Consider the following 16,799-nt stretch of genomic DNA (forward strand, 5'->3'; position numbering starts at 1 on the left):
CTGTGGTCATGAGCCAATCCTCGTAAACTGTTCGACGAGAGCACTCTGACTGCCCACGCTTGTGGTTCGAGGTTCACTCGTTCAACTGTTCGGGCCAGGTCAGAGGACGGCGGGAGGCAGCTTGGGCTCCTACTCGTGCGACCAACACCGCGGACCTGCAGCCTTGCCTCCCGTCGCTCTCACCTTCGAGCTTATCGAGCTTTGCAGACACAAGCGGACCCTGTCCGCGATGGCCTCCGGCGCGAGGCGAACCTTTCGCGGACAAGGTCCGCTCCTACAGGATCACGCCACGCTCGGTTTGTAGGGCGCATAACGCGCCAGCGTTATCCGCCGCCATGGAATCGGCGGATAACCCGTTCCGGGTTATGCGCCCTACGCACAAGCGCCCGCTCTGGCTCTTGAGGGGTTCCAGAGAAACATCCGCACGCTCCGGAGTGCCCCTTTCAGGAGGCCGAAGGTGATCGGAGTTTCAGGGGTTGAGCGACATGGATGTCGCGAGAGCCACGATGGGCCAGGGATGGCCCTTCGTGGCGGGCCCCTGAAACTCCGAAGAACCAAGGGTACTTTTCGCGGAGCGAAAAGCCGGATGTCAGGGGCGAGACCTTTGCCTACTTTGGGGCGTTTGCCAAAGTAGGTCGCCCGAGGGGGCGAAACACAATGTCCGCGCACACTCCGAAGCGGCGCAGACACTCCATCCTTCAAGCAACAATAAGTTTCGTGCCAGAAGGATCAGGCCTTCTGATCCGCCTGCCACGCGTCGATCACTTCCTGCGCCGCACGGAAGGCATCGATAGCCGCCGGAACACCGGCATAGACCGCGCAATGCAGCAGCGCCTCGCGAATCTCTTCCAACGTGCAGCCGTTGTTCAGCGCGCCGCGCACATGGCCTTTCAGCTCCTGCGGGCACTTGAGCGCGGTCAGCGCGGCCAGGGTGATGAGGCTGCGGGTCTTGAGCGGCAGGCCGTCGCGGTTCCACACGCCGCCCCAGGCGTGCTCGTTGACGAAGTCCTGCAGTGGCTGGGTGAACTCGGTGGCGTTGCCCAGGGCGCGGTCGACGAAGGCGTCGCCCATCACTTCGCGGCGGACCTGCTCGCCGGCCTTGCGGTTGTCGTTGCTCATTCTGGCTCCTTCAGAGACCTTCCAGGCGCACCGGCGCGGTGCCGGAGCGCAGCATGTTGAGTTGTTCGGCAGCGGCCTTGGAGACATCGATGATCCGCCCACGGCCAAATGGTCCGCGGTCGTTGATGCGCACCACGACGCTGCGCCCGTTATCGAGGTTGGTCACTCGCACCCGCGTGCCGAAGGGCAGGGTGCGATGCGCGGCGGTCAGGGCGTTCTGGTTGAAGCGCTCGCCGCTGGCGGTGCGCTTGCCGTGGTGCGCCTTGCCGTAATAGGACGCGGTGCCTTCGGCGCGGTAGCCGCGTCCTGAGACTTCCGAGTCGCTGTCATATGACGTGGTACTACAGCCGGCCAGCAGGGCCAGGCAACCGATGAGGGCCATGGGTCGCAGCATCGAACCTCCGGACGAAAAAACGCCGGGCAAGCCCGGCGTCGTTGAAGTGTGGGCTCAGCCTTCGAGCTTCTTCTTCAGCAGTTCGTTCACTTGTGCCGGGTTGGCCTTGCCTTTGGCGGCCTTCATGGCCTGGCCGACGAAGAAGCCGAACATCTTGCCGCGCTTGGCTTCGTCGCTGGCGCGGTACTGTTCGACCTGCTCGGCGTTGGCTGCCAGCACGTCGTCCAGTAGCTTCTCGACGGCGCCCGAGTCGGTGTTCTGCACCAGGTCCTTGGCCTTGATGATCTCGTCGGGCGAGCCTTCACCTTCGGCCATGGCGGCGAACACGGTCTTGGCCGCCTTGCCGTTGATGGTGCCGTCCTTCAGGCGCAGGATCATGCCGCCCAGGTGCTCGGCGGAAACCGGCGACTGCTCGATGTCCAGGCCGTCCTTGTTGAGCAGGCTGGACAGCTCGCCCATCACCCAGTTGGCCGCCAGCTTGGCGTCGGCGCAGATGACCTGGACCTGTTCGAAGTAGTCGGCCATCTCACGGCTGGCGGACAGCACGCTGGCGTCGTAGGCGGACAGGCCGTACTGGCTCTCGAAGCGCTCGCGCTTCTGGTCCGGCAGCTCCGGCAGCTGGCCGCGCAGTTCTTCCAGGAAGGCGCGTTCGATCACCACCGGCAGCAGGTCCGGGCAGGGGAAGTAACGGTAGTCGTTGGCTTCTTCCTTGCTGCGCATGGAGCGCGTTTCGTCCTTGTTCGGGTCATACAGGCGGGTTTCCTGCACGACCTTACCGCCATCCTCGATCAGCTCGATCTGGCGCTGCACTTCGTGGTTGATCGCCTTCTCGATGAAGCGGAAGGAGTTCACGTTCTTGATCTCGGCACGGGTGCCGAACTCGGCCTGGCCCTTGGGGCGTACCGAGACGTTGCAGTCGCAACGCAGAGAGCCTTCGGCCATGTTGCCGTCGCAGATGCCCAGGTAGCGCACCAGCGCATGGATCGCCTTGACGTAGGCGACGGCTTCCTTGGCGCTGCGGATATCCGGCTCGGAGACGATCTCCAGCAGCGGAGTGCCGGCGCGGTTCAGGTCGATGCCGCTCATGCCGTGGAAGTCTTCGTGCAGGCTCTTGCCGGCGTCCTCTTCCAGGTGCGCGCGGGTGATCCCGACACGTTTGACGGTGCCGTCTTCCAGGGTGATGTCCAGATGGCCCTTGCCAACGATGGGGTGATCCATCTGGCTGGTCTGGTAGCCCTTGGGCAGGTCCGGGTAGAAGTAGTTCTTCCGGGCGAAGACGTTGCGCTCTGCGATTTCGGCGTTGATCGCCAGGCCGAACTGACAGGCCATGCGCACGGCTTCCTGGTTCAGCACCGGCAGGGTGCCGGGCATGGCCAGGTCGACCAGGCTGGCCTGGGTGTTCGGGGCGGCGCCGAAGGTGGTGGCGCTACCGGAGAAGATCTTCGATTGGGTGGAGAGCTGTGCGTGGATTTCCAGCCCGATCACGGTTTCCCATTGCATGTGTGTCGTCCTCAGAATCCAGCCGGTGCTTGTTTGTGCCAGTCAGTGACCAGTTGGTACTGGTGCGCGACGTTGAGCAGGCGGCCTTCCTGGAAGTACGGCGCGAGCAGCTGGACACCCACCGGCAGGCCGTCGACGAAGCCCGCCGGCATGGACAGGCCCGGAATGCCGGCGAGGTTGGCGGTGATGGTGTAGATGTCTTCCAGGTACTGGGCGACCGGGTCGTTGTTCTTCTCGCCGAGTTTCCAGGCCGGGTTCGGCGTGGTCGGGCCGAGGATTACGTCGACTTCGGCGAAGGCGCTGGTGAAATCGTTCTTGATCAGACGGCGAATTTTCTGAGCCTTCAGGTAATACGCGTCGTAGTAACCGGCGGAAAGCGCGTAGGTGCCGACCATGATGCGGTTCTTCACTTCAGCGCCGAAACCTTCGGCACGGGAGCGCTTGTACAGGTCCTGGAGGTCTTTCGGGTTCTCGCAGCGGTAGCCGTAGCGAACGCCGTCGAAGCGCGAGAGGTTGGAGCTCGCTTCTGCGGGCGCGATCACATAATAGGCAGGGATCGCGTGCTGCATGTTCGGCAGGGAGATCTCCTTGACCACCGTGCCGAGCTGCTTGAGCTGCTCGACCACCTTCATCACCGCGTCGGCGATGCGGCTGTCCAGGCCGGCGCCGAAGTATTCCTTCGGCAGGCCGATGCGCAGGCCGGTCAGCGGCTTGGCCAGGGCGGCCAGGTAGTTGTCCACCGGCTGGTCGACGCAGGTGGAGTCCTTCGGATCGAAGCCGGCCATGGCGCCGAGCATCAGCGCGCAGTCCTCGGCGGTGCGGGCCAGCGGGCCACCCTGATCGAGGCTGGAGGCATAGGCGATCATGCCCCAGCGCGATACGCGGCCGTAGGTTGGCTTGATGCCGGTGAGGTTGGTCAGTGCCGCCGGCTGGCGGATCGAGCCGCCGGTGTCGGTGCCGGTGGCGGCCGGGATCAGGCGCGCGGCCACGGCGGCGGCGGAGCCACCGGAGGAACCGCCCGGTACGCGGGAGGTGTCCCAGGGGTTCTTCACCGGGCCGTAGTGGCTGGATTCGTTGGCTGAGCCCATGGCGAATTCGTCCATGTTCAGCTTGCCCAGGCTCACTGTGCCGGCGTCCGCCAGGCGCTCGACGACGGTGGCGTCGTAGGGCGAGACGAAGGCGTCGAGAATCTTCGAGCCGCAGCTGGTGCGCACGCCCTGGGTGCAGAACAGGTCCTTGTGGGCGATCGGCGCGCCCAGCAGGGCACCGGTCTCGCCTTTGGCGCGCCGCTCGTCGGCCGCCTTGGCTTGGGCCAGGGCGATCTCTTCGGTGACGGTGATGAAGCTGTTCAGCTGCGGGTCGAGCTTCTGGATGCGCGCGAGCAGGGCAGTGGCCAGTTCCTGGGCGGAGAATTGCTTATCGGCGAGTCCGCGGGCGACTTCGGCGAGGGTCAATTGATGCAGCATATGTCCGTGTCCTTAGCGCTTACTCGATGACTTTCGGGACGAGGTAAAGACCGTCTTCCACGGCCGGCGCGATGGCCTGGTAGGCTTCACGGCGGTTCTCCTCGGTAACTGCGTCGGCGCGCAGGCGCTGCGTGGCTTCCAGCGGGTGGGCCAGGGGCGCCACGCCGTCGGTGTCGACCGCCTGCATGGCGTCGATCAGGCCGAGGATGTTGTTCAGGGTGTCCGTGGTGCGCGAAATGTCGGCTTCCTCCAGGCCCAGGCGGGCGAGGTGGGCGATCTTTTCCACGTCGGAGCGTTCAAGCGCCATCGAGGTCTCCAGCTAGAGCGGCCCGGTTCGAACTGGACCTGGCCGGAAGGAATTGGGGGGCAGGGAACAGAACCCGCGGCAGACGGTCGAAGGCCGCTGGGACGGGCCCGCGAGCCCGAAAAACGAGGAATCTAGCATAAATTGCCGCCTTGCCCAAAACCCCCGTCATTGTTAGAGTTTGCCGCACTTTTTTACCCGCGCATTTTTCACCCACGCTCCACCTACGGGTTTCTTTCCAATGTTCAAAAAACTGCGTGGCATGTTCTCCAGTGATCTGTCGATCGACCTGGGCACTGCCAATACCCTTATTTATGTGCGCGAGCGCGGCATCGTCCTGAACGAACCGTCCGTGGTCGCCATTCGTAGCCACGGCAGCCAGAAGAGCGTGGTAGCGGTCGGTACCGAAGCCAAGCGCATGCTCGGCCGCACCCCGGGCAACATTGCCGCCATTCGTCCGATGAAGGACGGCGTGATCGCCGACTTCAGCGTCTGCGAGAAGATGCTGCAGTACTTCATCAACAAGGTTCACGAGAACAGCTTCCTGCAGCCCAGCCCGCGCGTGCTGATCTGCGTGCCGTGCAAGTCCACCCAGGTGGAGCGCCGCGCCATCCGTGAATCGGCTCTGGGCGCCGGTGCCCGTGAGGTCTACCTCATCGAGGAACCGATGGCCGCAGCCATCGGCGCCGGCCTGCCGGTGGAAGAGGCCCGTGGTTCCATGGTCGTCGATATCGGCGGCGGCACCACCGAGATCGCGCTGATCTCCCTCAACGGTGTGGTCTACGCCGAATCCGTCCGCGTCGGCGGCGACCGCTTCGACGAAGCCATCGTCACCTACGTGCGCCGCAACTACGGCAGCCTGATCGGCGAATCCACCGCGGAGCGCATCAAGCAGGAAATCGGTACCGCCTTCCCGGGTGGCGAAGTCCGCGAAGTCGACGTCCGTGGCCGCAACCTGGCCGAAGGCGTACCGCGCAGCTTCACCCTGAATTCCAACGAAGTGCTCGAAGCGCTGCAGGAATCCCTGGCGACCATCGTCCAGGCGGTCAAGAGCGCCCTGGAGCAGTCCCCGCCGGAACTGGCTTCGGACATCGCCGAGCGTGGCCTGGTGCTGACCGGTGGCGGCGCGCTGCTGCGCGACCTGGACAAGCTGCTGGCCCAGGAAACCGGCCTGCCGGTGATCGTCGCCGAAGACCCGCTGACCTGCGTCGCCCGTGGCGGCGGCAAGGCGCTGGAAATGATGGACCGTCATTCGATGGACCTGCTGTCCACCGAGTAAGTTGGACGTGGAGGTTGGTTGACGTTTCGCCCACGCTGGTGAAACTTCAACCGACCTTGCACAGCTAGGAGCCGGTCATCAAACCGATATTCTCCAAAGGGCCCTCGCTGGGCGCGCGCCTTCTGGTGCTCGCTGTCCTGTCGGTCGCCTTGATGGTGGTCGATGCCCGCTTCGATTATCTGAAACCGGTACGCAGCCAGATGGGCCTCGTGCTGAGTCCTTTCTATGGCATCGCCGATTTTCCCGTTCGTGCTTGGGAAGGCGTGCGCGACCAGTTCACCAGCCGCAGCGAGCTGCTGGCCGAGAACGAGCGCCTTAAGGCCGAGCAGTTGCTGATGCAGCGCCGCCTGCAGAAGCTGGCCACCCTCACCGAACAGAACGTACGCCTGCGCGAGCTGCTCAATTCCTCCGCCCTGGTCGACGACAAGGTGCTGGTGGGTGAGCTGATCGGCGTCGACCCGAACCCCTTCACCCAGCGCATCCTGATCGACAAGGGCGAGAAGGACGGTGTGTTCCAGGGCCAGCCGGTGCTCGACGCCAGCGGGCTGATGGGCCAGGTGGTCGAGGTCATGCCCTATACCGCGCGCGTGCTGCTGCTGACCGATACCACGCACAGCATTCCGGTGCAGGTGAACCGCAATGGTCTGCGCGCCATCGCCGTGGGCACCGGCAACCCGGAACGCCTGGAACTGCGCTACGTCGCCGATACCGCCGACATCAAGGAAGGCGACCTGCTGGTCAGCTCCGGCCTTGGCCAGCGTTTTCCGGCCGGCTATCCGGTGGCGGTGGTGAAGGAAGTGCTGCACGACACGGGCGGGCCTTTCGCCACTATCCGTGCCGTGCCGACCGCCAAGATGAACCGCAGCCGCTACGTGCTGCTGGTGTTCAGCGACAGTCGTACCCCCGAGCAGCGCGCTACCGATGCAGCCGAAGCCCAGGCCGAGGCCGACCGCAAGGCCGCCGAGTCCGGCTCGCCGGCACAGGCTGCACCGGGCGCCCCGGCAGCTCCGTCGCATGACGGCGTGCAGCCTGCCGCTCCCGCCACGCAGCCTGCCCATCCGGCCGGCGCCAATGGCGCAGCCCCGGCTGCACCGGCCTCGCACCCGGATGCAAGGACCCGTCACTGATGGCGGCCCAGGGTTCGAACAACGGCTGGGCCATCTGGCTCACCCTGCTGGCGGCGCTGCTGCTGTCGGTGGCGCCGATGCCCAGCTTCATGGAGATCGGCCGCCCGCTTTGGCTGGCGATGTTCCTCACCTACTGGGTGCTGTACCTGCCGCACAAGGTCGGCATGCTGACCGCCTGGGTGCTGGGCGTCGCCGAAGATGTGCTCTACGGTAGCCTGCTGGGGCAGAACGCGCTGATCCTCAGCCTGATCATTTGCCTGGTGCTGTCGCTGCATCAGCGCCTGCGTATGTTCCCCATCTGGCAGCAGTGCCTGGTGTTGCTGGTGGTCTTCGGTCTCGCACAATTGGTCCAGCTGTGGATCAGCGCCCTGACCGGCAACCGCCCACCGACCCTGGTGTTCCTCCTGCCGGCACTGGTCAGCGCTTTGCTCTGGCCCTGGGTCTACACACTGCTGCGGGCCCTGCGGCTGCGCCTGAACATCAACTGATCGCCCCCCTTGCGGGGGAATCGCCGGGCCCGCGTTGCGCGGGCCCGCTTCGGAGTCCCTGATGGCCCAGCTGTACCTCGCCTCCAGTTCGCCGCGTCGCCGCGAGCTGCTCACCCAGATTGGCCTGCCGTTCCACATAGTGCCCGCGTCCATCGATGAAACGCCCGAATCCGGCGAGCCGGCGCGTGCCTATGTCGAGCGCTTGGCGCGCGGCAAGGCGCTGGCCGGGCTGAACTTCCTCGCCCAGCGCGCCGACGTCTGCGTGCTCGGCGCCGATACCGCCGTGGTGCTGGACGGCCGTATCCTCGGCAAACCGGTGGATCGCGACGACGCCCTGGCCATGCTGCAGGCCTTGTCCGGCCGCGAGCACGAGGTGCTGACCGCTGTGGCGGTAGCTGATCGGGATCGCTGCGAGGCGCGCGTGGTCAGCAGCCGTGTGGTTTTCCGCGAGGTCTCCGCCGAGGAAGCCGAGCGCTATTGGGAAACCGGCGAGCCGCAGGATAAAGCCGGTGGCTATGCTATCCAGGGGCTTGCGGCGGTCTTCGTCAGCCGCGTCGAGGGCAGCTACAGCGCCGTGGTTGGCCTGCCTCTTTGCGAAACCTCGGCATTGCTGGCTGACTTCTCCATCTCCAGCTGGCAGTCTTGATCGGAAAGTAGCGCTGGCACGACTCCGGGCGCGATAAGGAAGGGCGCATGAGCGAAGAGATCCTGATCAATATCACGCCGATGGAATCGCGCGTGGCGGTGGTGGAGAACGGCGTCCTGCAGGAGGTCCATGTCGAGCGCACGCTGCGCCGCGGGATCGTCGGCAACATCTACAAGGGCAAGGTCGTGCGTGTGCTTCCCGGCATGCAGGCGGCCTTCGTCGACGTTGGCCTGGAGCGCGCGGCCTTCATCCACGCCGCGGAGATATCCACCCGCGAGGGCAGCGCCGTGGAGAGCATCGGCGCGCTGGTCCACGAAGGGCAGAGCCTGGTGGTGCAGGTCACCAAGGACCCCATCGGTACCAAGGGCGCGCGCCTCACCACGCACCTGTCGATCCCCTCGCGCTATCTGGTCTACATGCCGCGCACCAGTCATGTCGGCATTTCCCTGAAGATCGAGGACGAACACGAGCGCGAGCGACTCAAACAGGTGGTCGCCAAGTGCGTCGAGGCCGAAGGCATCGTCGAGCGCGGCGGGTTCATCCTGCGTACAGCCGCCGAGGGCGCTGGCGAGGACGAGATCCTCGCCGATATCCGCTACCTGCGTCGCCTGTGGGACCAGATCGACGCGCAGATCCAGACCGTCGGCGCGCCGACGATGATCTACGAAGACCTTTCCCTGGCCTTGCGCACCCTGCGCGACCTGGTGAATCCGCGCATCGAGAAAATCCGTGTCGACTCCCGGGAGAACTTCCAGAAGATCACGCAGTTCGTCGAAGAACTGATGCCGGAAATCGCCGACCGCCTGGAGCACTACCCAGGCGAGCGGCCGATCTTCGATCTCTACGGCGTCGAGGACGAGGTGCAGAAGGCGCTGGAGCGCAAGGTGCTGCTCAAGTCCGGCGGCTACCTGATCATCGACCCGACCGAGGCGATGACCACCATCGACGTGAACACCGGCGCCTTCGTCGGCCATCGCAACCTCGAAGAGACCATCTTCAAGACCAACCTCGAGGCGGCCACCGCCATCGCCCGCCAGCTGCGCCTGCGCAACCTGGGCGGGATCATCATCATCGACTTCATCGACATGGAAGACGAGGAGCACCGTCGCCAGGTCCTGCGGACCCTGGAGAAGCAGCTCGAACGCGACCATGCCAAGACCAACATCATCGGCATCACCGAACTGGGTCTGGTGCAGATGACCCGCAAGCGCACCCGCGAAAGCCTGGTGCAGGTTCTCTGCGAGCCCTGTCCGAGCTGCCAGGGGCGCGGCATGCTGAAAACGCCCGAGACCATCTGCTACGAGATTTTCCGCGAAATCCTCCGTGAGGCGCGCGCCTACCAGGCCGATTCCTACCTGGTGCTGGCGAACCAGAAGGTCGTGGACCGTCTGCTCGATGAGGAGTCGGGTAATGTCGCGGATCTGGAGCTGTTCATCGGTCGCCCTATCAAGTTCCAGGTCGAGGCCATGTATTCCCAGGAGCAGTACGACGTGGTCCTGCTTTGAGCGGCGGATCGCACAACGTGGGGTTCCGGCAGGAGGCCATCGTGCAATGGGAGTTTTTGGAGCTTTGCCTGACGCACACTGTCAGACCTGGTTCGACATTGCCTGGCTGGGAGGCCGCTCGATGACCCTACGCTCCACTTCACAGGCAGCCGACTGACATGGAACGCGCCGGTCGCCTGTTCGCCAGTTCCCTGCGCATCATCCTCGGCCTCCTGGCGCTGGGGCTGGTGCTGCTCGCGCTGTACGTCAGCCTCGGCCGGCAACTGGTGCCGCTGGTGGCGGAGTACCGCGACGACCTGGCGCAGAAGGCCAGCGAACAGCTGGGCCTGCCGGTCGCCGTCGGCGCGCTGGAGGGGCACTGGCATGCCTTCAGCCCGATCATCGTGGTGCGCGATATCCAGCTGGGCGAGGGTAACGACTCCCTGCGCCTGGAGCGCGTGCGCCTGATCCCGGACATCCTCGGCAGCGTGATGGCGCGCCAGCCGCGAATCGACAGCCTGGAGCTGGAAGGCCTGCACTTGACCCTGCGCGAAGACGAGTATGGCAAGTGGCATGCCGACGGTCTGCCCAGCCGCGGCGGTGATACCGATCCGCGCAAACTCATCGACCTGCTGCTGACCCCGCGTCGTCTGTCGCTGATGGACAGCCAACTGACCGTGCTGCCGCAACAGGCCAACCCGTTGTCGCTGACCTACGTCGGCATGACCTTGCGCAGCGGCAGCCGCCAGCGTCTCGAAGCACGCCTCAGCCTGCCCGGCGGCGAGCCGGTGGCGGCGCGTCTGGAAACCCGCCTGAACCGTGATGACTGGGCGAAGAGTTCAGCCGAGCTTTACCTCAGCCTGCCCCAGGCCGACTGGGCGAAGTGGCTGCCCGAACGCCTCACCGGCGCCTGGAAGCTGTCCCAGGCCAAGGCCGGCGGCGAGCTATGGGCGACCATCGACAAAGGCGTGCCGGTATCCGCGGCGGCGCGCCTGAACGCGCCGAAGATCGACGCGGCGCTGGGCGATCGCAAGCCAGTGAGCCTGAGTGACTTGGGCGTCAGCCTGTTCTTTGAGCGCAATGGCGACGATCTGAACCTGCGCGTCGCCGATCTGGCGGCGAACCTCGGCGATACCCGCTGGGGCGAAGTCGAGCTGGATCTGACTCGCCGGATGAAGGATGAGGAACACTGGCAACTGCGCGCCGACCGTCTCGACCTGGCCCCGCTGGGGCCAGCCATTACCGCCCTGGCACCGCTGCCGGACAAAGCCATCGAGTGGCTAGACGGCCTAAAGCCGCAGGGCGTACTGCACAACGTCAACTTCGATTACTGGCCGCAGCGTGAGGGTGCTGAGCGCGTTGCCTATGCCACTAACCTGGAGAAGGTCGGCGTCCGAGCCTTCCATGATGTGCCTGCGGTGGCCAATGTTGATGGCACCCTGCGCGGCAACCTGGAGGGAGGCACGCTGGATGCCAACGCCCAGGACTTCATGCTTCACCTGGCTACTCTCTTCCCGGAGCCTTGGCATTATCGCACTGCGCACACGCGCATGTTCTTCAAGCTCAACGACGAAGCTTTCACCCTCGGCAGCCACCTGATGCAGGTGGAAGGCGAGGAGGGCACGATCGCCGGTGACATGCTGATCCGCCTGATGCGCGACCCGGCGCTGGAGGACTACATGGACCTACGTGTCGGCATGAGCAATGGCGATGCGCGCTACACCGGCAAGTACCTGCCGACCGTCATTCCGCAGATGAGCAAGGACCTTGCCGCCTGGCTGAAGGGTTCGATCAAGAGCGGTCGCATCGAGCAGGGCTATTTCCTCTGGCAGGGCTCGCTGCAGAAGGGCTCGGCGCCCGAAGCCCATGCCATGACCCTGTATTTCAAGGTCCACGACGGCGTGCTCGACTATCAACCCGGCTGGCCCGGCCTGAGCAAGGCCGAGGGCGAGGTGCGGGTCGAGGACACCGGCGTCAGCATCAACGCCAGCAGCGGGCAGATACTCAACAGCCAGGTGCGCGATGTGTCGGTGGAGATTCCCCATTCGGACCCGGGCGAAGTCGCCCACCTGCATGTGAATGGCGACATCGACAGCAACCTCGTCGATGGCCTGAAGATTCTCCAGGATTCGCCGATCGGTGCGACCCATACCTTCGCCGGCTGGGAAGGCTCCGGTGACCTGAACGGCCACCTCAACCTCGACATTCCCCTGGCCAAGGGCGAGGCGAGCAAGGCGCGGGTGATAGTCGACTTCGACACCGACAAGGCGAAGTTGAAGATCGCCAAGCCTGAGCTGAACCTCGAACAGGTCAAGGGGAAGTTCCGCTACGACACCGACAGCGGCCTGAGCGGGCAGAACATCGCGGCGCAGGTGCTGGGCGCCCGCGTCACCGGCAGTATTCGCGCCGAAGGCCGCAACGGCGTACCGCGCACGCGGGTACTGGTGGGCGGCCAGGTGCCGGTCAAGTCCCTGCTCGACTGGGGCAAGGTGCAGAAGCAGTTGCCGGTTGACGGGAGGATTCCCTTCCAGCTCAACCTCCTGCTCGACGGCAAGGACAGCCAGTTGCAGGTCGCTTCGAATCTGCAGGGCGTCACCATTGACCTTCCAGCGCCGCTGGGCAAGTCTGCGCAGGAAACTCGCGAGAGCGAGTGGCGCATGACCCTGGATGGCGCCGAGCGGCGCTACTGGGCCACCTACGGTGACCGCGCCAGCCTGGCTTATGCCGCGCCGGCGGAGCAGCCGCTGGCCGGCCGTGGCGTGCTGCGCCTGGGCGGCGACCCCGCCGTGCTGCCGAACTGGAGCGGTGTGCAGGTGCGCGGCAAGATCGACGAAGTCGACGCCGATGCCTGGATGGCCGTCGCCAAGAAATACTCCAATACTGGGGTTGAAGGTGCGGCTGGCCTGTTGCGCGGTGCAGACCTGCAGATCGGCCGTTTCAAGGGCTTCGGCCAGACCCTGGAGAACCTCACACTGGATGTGGCGCGCAGCGACAGCAGCTGGCAGGTCGGGCTGGTCAGCTCGCTGGTTTCGGGCAAGGTCACATTGCCCGACAGCAAGGTGAAGCCGATCCAGATTGCCCTGGACCGCATCGACCTGCCCAAGGGCGAGGCGATCGACTCCGAGAAGGCGGTGGTAGCGCCGGACCCGCTGGCGAAGATCGACCCGCGGACCCTGCCGCCGATGGACGTGAGCATTCGTCAGGTGCTGAAGGCGGGCAAACCGGTTGGTGCCTGGAGCTTCAACGTGCGCCCGACACCTACCGGCGTTGGCTTCAACGACGTAAATCTGGACCTGCGCGGCCTCTCGGTGAAGGGCAACCTGCGCTGGGACGGCATGGAGGCCAGCGCGCGCAGTACCTTCCAGGGCCAGCTCGAAGGCAAGAACCTGGGCGACGTGCTCAAAGCCTGGGACTTCGCCCCCAGCGTTACCAGCGAGCGTTTCCGCGTGGACATCAACGGCAACTGGCCAGGCTCCCCGGCGGCGCTGAACCTGCGGCGTTTCGGCGGCACCCTCGACGCAAGTCTGCGCAAAGGCCAGTTCGTCGAAGTGGAGGGCGGCGCCAATGCCCTGCGCGTATTCGGCCTGCTCAACTTCAACGCCATCAACCGCCGCCTGCGCCTGGACTTCTCCGACCTGCTCGGCAAGGGCCTGAGCTACGACCGCGTGAAGGGCGTGCTCACCGCCACCGACGGCGTCTACTTCACCCGCGAACCGCTGCGCCTGGACGGGCCGTCGAGCAACCTGGAACTCAACGGTACCTTGGACCTCGCCCATGACGAGATCGACGCCAAGCTGCTGGTGACCCTGCCGGTGACCAACAACCTGCCGCTGGCGGCGCTGATCGTTGGTGCGCCGGCCATTGGTGGTGCGCTGTTCGTGGTGGACAAGCTGCTGGGCGACAAAGTCGCGCGCTTCGCCAGCGTGCAGTACAGCGTGAAGGGCCCATGGCAGAGCCCCACCATCGCTTTCGAGAAACCTTTCGAAAAGCCTCATTGAGCCCCTCAATCGAGCAGAAAGGCCGGGCTTCAGTTAGCATGAAACCCAGACACCGACGGAGCTCAGCATGTCCCTTGCCGTCATCCAGATGGTCAGCCAGGACGATATCCTGGCCAATCTCGCCGCCGCCCGTCGCCTGCTCGAGCAGGCCGCCGAGGGTGGCGCACGCCTCGCCGTATTGCCGGAGAACTTCGCTGCCATGGGCTGCCGCGACCTCGCGGAGATCGGTCGCGCCGAAGCTCTGGGGCAAGGCCCGATCCTGCCCTGGTTGAAAAGTACTGCCCGCGACCTCAGGTTGTGGATAGTCGCCGGCACCCTGCCGCTGCCACCCGAAGGCCAGCCGGACGCCAAGGCCAATGCCTGTTCGCTACTGGTGGACGAGCGCGGTGAAGTGGCGGCGCGCTACGACAAGTTGCACCTGTTCGACGTGGATGTCGCCGACGCCCGTGGCCGCTATCGCGAGTCGGACGACTACGCCTTCGGCCGACGTGTGGTAGTGGAGGATACTCCGGTCGGGCGCCTGGGCATGACGGTCTGCTACGACCTGCGTTTCCCTGAGCTCTACACCGCGCTGCGCGAGGCGGGCGCGGAGCTGATCAGCGCCCCCGCGGCCTTCACAGCAGTGACCGGCGCCGCGCACTGGGAAATCCTCGTCCGCGCCCGCGCCATCGAGACCCAGTGCTACCTGCTGGCGGCCGGGCAGGGCGGCACCCACCCCAAGGGAAGGGAAACCTGGGGCCAGTCGGCCATCGTCGACCCCTGGGGGCGTATCCTCGCCGAACAGGCCAAGGGTGAGGCCGTGCTGCTGGCCGAGCGCGACAGCGAGGAACAGTCGGCGGTCCGGCACCGCATGCCGATTGCCCGGCACAGAAGATTTTTCCCGCCGGTCGAACCACGACCGGCGCGTACGGAGTGAATATGAGCGAACTGTTGTCATCCGTCAGTCAGCACCTGCTGGCCCCCGGTGGTCTGGATATCGACCAGCTCTCGCCGATCCTGCACGAGCTGAGCGGTCCCGGCATCGACGCCGCCGATCTGTACTTCCAGAGCCAGGTTTCCGAGTCCTGGATGCTCGAAGACGGGATCGTCAAGGAAGGCAGCTTCCACATGGACCAGGGCGTCGGTGTGCGTGCGCAGTCCGGCGAGAAGACCGGCTTCGCCTACAGCAACGCGATCAACCATGAAGCGCTGATCCAGGCCGCCCGCGCTGCCCGCTCGATCTCCCGTGCCGGGCAGAACGGCAAGGTGCAGGCGTTCCAGGCCGTGCTACCGACCCGCCTGTACGCCGGCGAGAATCCGCTGGATGTGATGAGCCGTGCCGAGAAGGTCGAGCTGCTGCAGAAGATCGACGCCGCCACCCGTGCCCTCGATCCGCGTATCCAGCAGGTTACCGTCAGCCTCGCCGGCGTCTGGGACCAGGTACTGATCGCCGCGGCGGACGGCTCGCTGGCCGCGGATATCCGCCCGCTGGTGCGCTTCAATGTCAGCGTCATCGTCGAGCAGAACGGCCGCCGCGAGCGTGGCGGCCATGGCGGCGGCGGGCGTACCGATTACAAGTACTTCCTGCAGGAAGACCGCGCCATGAGCTACGCCCGCGAGGCACTGCGCCAGGCCCTGGTCAACCTCGAAGCGGTGCCCGCGCCGGCCGGCAGCCTGCCGGTGGTGATGGGCGCAGGCTGGTCCGGCGTGCTGCTGCACGAAGCCGTGGGCCACGGCCTGGAAGGCGACTTCAACCGCAAGGGCAGCTCGAACTACAGCGGGCGCATCGGCGAGAAGGTCGCTTCCAGCCTGTGCACCATCGTCGATGATGGCACCATTGCCGGTCGTCGTGGTTCGCTGTCGGTGGACGACGAAGGCACGCCGACGAACTGCAACGTGCTGATCGAGAACGGCATCCTCAAGGGCTATATGCAGGACAAGCTCAACGCCCGCCTGATGGGAGTGGCGCGCACCGGCAACGGTCGCCGCGAGTCCTACGCGCACCTGCCGATGCCGCGCATGACCAACACCTACATGCTGGCCGGGCAGAGCGATCCGCAGGAAATCATCGCCAGCGTCGAACGCGGTATCTACTGCGCGAACCTGGGCGGCGGCCAGGTAGATATCACCAGCGGCAAGTTCGTCTTCGCAACCAGTGAGGCCTACCTGATCGAGAACGGCAAGATCACCCGCCCGGTGAAGGGCGCGACCCTGATCGGCAACGGTCCGGAAGTGATGAGCCGGGTGTCCATGGTCGGCAACGACCTGGCGCTGGACAGCGGCGTGGGCACGTGCGGCAAGGACGGCCAGTCCGTGCCGGTCGGTGTCGGCCAGCCGACCCTGAAGATCGACGCGATCACCGTTGGCGGCACGGGCGCCTGAGGCCGTTGCCGGTGGGGCTGGAAGGGAAGGGCGCGGCTGCTCAGCGCAGGCCGCGTTTCATTTCGTCCAGCTCGCGGATGTACTTGAAGATCTTCCGTGCTGCGGCAGGAGGCTTGTTGTGAGCGGCCTCGTGCTGGGCATGGCGGATCAGCTGGAGCAGATGCTGACGGTCGCTTTCCGGGTATTCGCCGAAGAAGGCCGACAGCGCCGCGTCACCGCCGGTGATCAGGTGGTCGCGCCAGCGCTCCAGAGCGTGGAAGCGCTCGTTGTACTGACGGGTCGAGGTATCTACCTGCTCCAGCAGGGCGAGGATGGCCTCGACGTCCTGGTCGCGCATCAGCTTGCCGATGAACTGCCGGTGGCGTTTCTTGGCGGCGTTGGCCTTGTGCTTGGGAGCTTCTTCCAGTGCGCGGCGCAGCGGATCGGTGAGCGGCATGCGGTCGAGCATGTCGGCCTTGAGCGTGGTCAGGCGCTCGCCGAGTTCCTGCAGCGCGTGCATTTCGCGTTTTACTTGCGACTTGCTCTTCTCATCGAAGGACGAGTCGTCATCGTGAATTTCAGCCATGGCGGGGGTCTCGTTGAAAACGCCGCCATGATAACGAGTCAGGGGCCGCTTGTCCGGCCCGCGCCGGT

14 protein-coding genes are annotated in these 16,799 nt (G+C 65.4%); 8 read left to right on the forward strand and 6 right to left on the reverse strand.

The genetic code is table 11. The features are described 5' to 3' along the window. Window positions 1-729: 729 nt before the first annotated feature. The 5 genes from ACIPK7_RS28950 to gatC are packed head-to-tail and all read right to left on the reverse strand — an operon-like array spanning window position 730 to window position 4,786. A complete protein-coding gene (locus ACIPK7_RS28950; protein ID WP_401091780.1) occupies window positions 730-1,119 on the reverse strand; it encodes a carboxymuconolactone decarboxylase family protein in 390 nt (129 codons plus the stop codon). A gap of 10 nt (window positions 1,120-1,129) precedes the next feature. Further along, window positions 1,130-1,513 carry a septal ring lytic transglycosylase RlpA family protein gene (locus ACIPK7_RS28955; protein WP_081517440.1) on the reverse strand — a complete coding sequence of 128 codons (384 nt, stop codon included), beginning with the start codon at window positions 1,511-1,513 and terminating at the stop codon, window positions 1,130-1,132. A 54-nt stretch (window positions 1,514-1,567) separates the two neighbouring features. Continuing rightward, window positions 1,568-3,013: an Asp-tRNA(Asn)/Glu-tRNA(Gln) amidotransferase subunit GatB gene (gatB, locus tag ACIPK7_RS28960; RefSeq protein ID WP_401091782.1), complete on the reverse strand. Its 1,446-nt coding sequence runs from the start codon at window positions 3,011-3,013 to the stop codon at window positions 1,568-1,570. 11 nt (window positions 3,014-3,024) lie between these two features. Next, window positions 3,025-4,479 carry an Asp-tRNA(Asn)/Glu-tRNA(Gln) amidotransferase subunit GatA gene (gatA, locus tag ACIPK7_RS28965; RefSeq protein WP_401091784.1) on the reverse strand — a complete coding sequence of 485 codons (1,455 nt, stop codon included), beginning with the start codon at window positions 4,477-4,479 and terminating at the stop codon, window positions 3,025-3,027. A 19-nt stretch (window positions 4,480-4,498) separates the two neighbouring features. After that, window positions 4,499-4,786 carry an Asp-tRNA(Asn)/Glu-tRNA(Gln) amidotransferase subunit GatC gene (gatC, locus tag ACIPK7_RS28970; RefSeq protein WP_401091786.1) on the reverse strand — a complete coding sequence of 96 codons (288 nt, stop codon included), beginning with the start codon at window positions 4,784-4,786 and terminating at the stop codon, window positions 4,499-4,501. A gap of 238 nt (window positions 4,787-5,024) precedes the next feature. Between gatC and mreB the strand changes: the two genes are divergently transcribed. The 8 genes from mreB (at window position 5,025) to tldD (ending at window position 16,166) form a co-directional block, all read left to right on the forward strand. After that, complete coding sequence (gene mreB / locus ACIPK7_RS28975) at window positions 5,025-6,062, forward strand: rod shape-determining protein MreB (protein ID WP_017518164.1); 1,038 nt, start codon at window positions 5,025-5,027, stop codon at window positions 6,060-6,062. 86 nt (window positions 6,063-6,148) lie between these two features. Beyond that, on the forward strand, window positions 6,149-7,189 hold the full coding sequence (gene mreC, locus ACIPK7_RS28980; protein ID WP_401091817.1) for a rod shape-determining protein MreC: 1,041 nt from the start codon (window positions 6,149-6,151) through the stop codon (window positions 7,187-7,189). After that, window positions 7,189-7,677: a rod shape-determining protein MreD gene (gene mreD, locus ACIPK7_RS28985; RefSeq protein WP_138521224.1), complete on the forward strand. Its 489-nt coding sequence runs from the start codon at window positions 7,189-7,191 to the stop codon at window positions 7,675-7,677. Before mreC ends, mreD begins: the two co-directional genes overlap by 1 nt. A gap of 61 nt (window positions 7,678-7,738) precedes the next feature. After that, on the forward strand, window positions 7,739-8,323 hold the full coding sequence (locus tag ACIPK7_RS28990; protein ID WP_192431580.1) for a nucleoside triphosphate pyrophosphatase: 585 nt from the start codon (window positions 7,739-7,741) through the stop codon (window positions 8,321-8,323). Between the two features lie 47 nt (window positions 8,324-8,370). Further along, window positions 8,371-9,828, forward strand: coding sequence for a ribonuclease G (rng, locus tag ACIPK7_RS28995; RefSeq protein ID WP_088421210.1), 1,458 nt, complete (start codon window positions 8,371-8,373; stop codon window positions 9,826-9,828). Window positions 9,829-9,986: 158 nt separating this feature from the next. Then, entirely contained in the window at window positions 9,987-13,805 is a 3,819-nt protein-coding gene (locus ACIPK7_RS29000; protein WP_401091789.1) for a YhdP family protein, read from the forward strand. A 67-nt stretch (window positions 13,806-13,872) separates the two neighbouring features. Beyond that, window positions 13,873-14,721 (forward strand): carbon-nitrogen hydrolase family protein, encoded by an 849-nt coding sequence (locus tag ACIPK7_RS29005; protein ID WP_401091791.1) that lies wholly within the window; start codon window positions 13,873-13,875, stop codon window positions 14,719-14,721. A gap of 2 nt (window positions 14,722-14,723) precedes the next feature. Beyond that, window positions 14,724-16,166 (forward strand): metalloprotease TldD, encoded by a 1,443-nt coding sequence (gene tldD / locus ACIPK7_RS29010; RefSeq protein ID WP_192431577.1) that lies wholly within the window; start codon window positions 14,724-14,726, stop codon window positions 16,164-16,166. Window positions 16,167-16,206: 40 nt separating this feature from the next. On the opposite strand, the gene yjgA is transcribed toward tldD, so the two are convergent. Then, window positions 16,207-16,731 carry a ribosome biogenesis factor YjgA gene (yjgA, locus tag ACIPK7_RS29015; protein ID WP_239746551.1) on the reverse strand — a complete coding sequence of 175 codons (525 nt, stop codon included), beginning with the start codon at window positions 16,729-16,731 and terminating at the stop codon, window positions 16,207-16,209. Between the last annotated feature and the right edge of the window lie 68 nt (window positions 16,732-16,799).

The organism is Pseudomonas sp. NPDC086581, from assembly GCF_044746165.1.
Taxonomy (GTDB): Bacteria; Pseudomonadota; Gammaproteobacteria; order Pseudomonadales; family Pseudomonadaceae; genus Pseudomonas.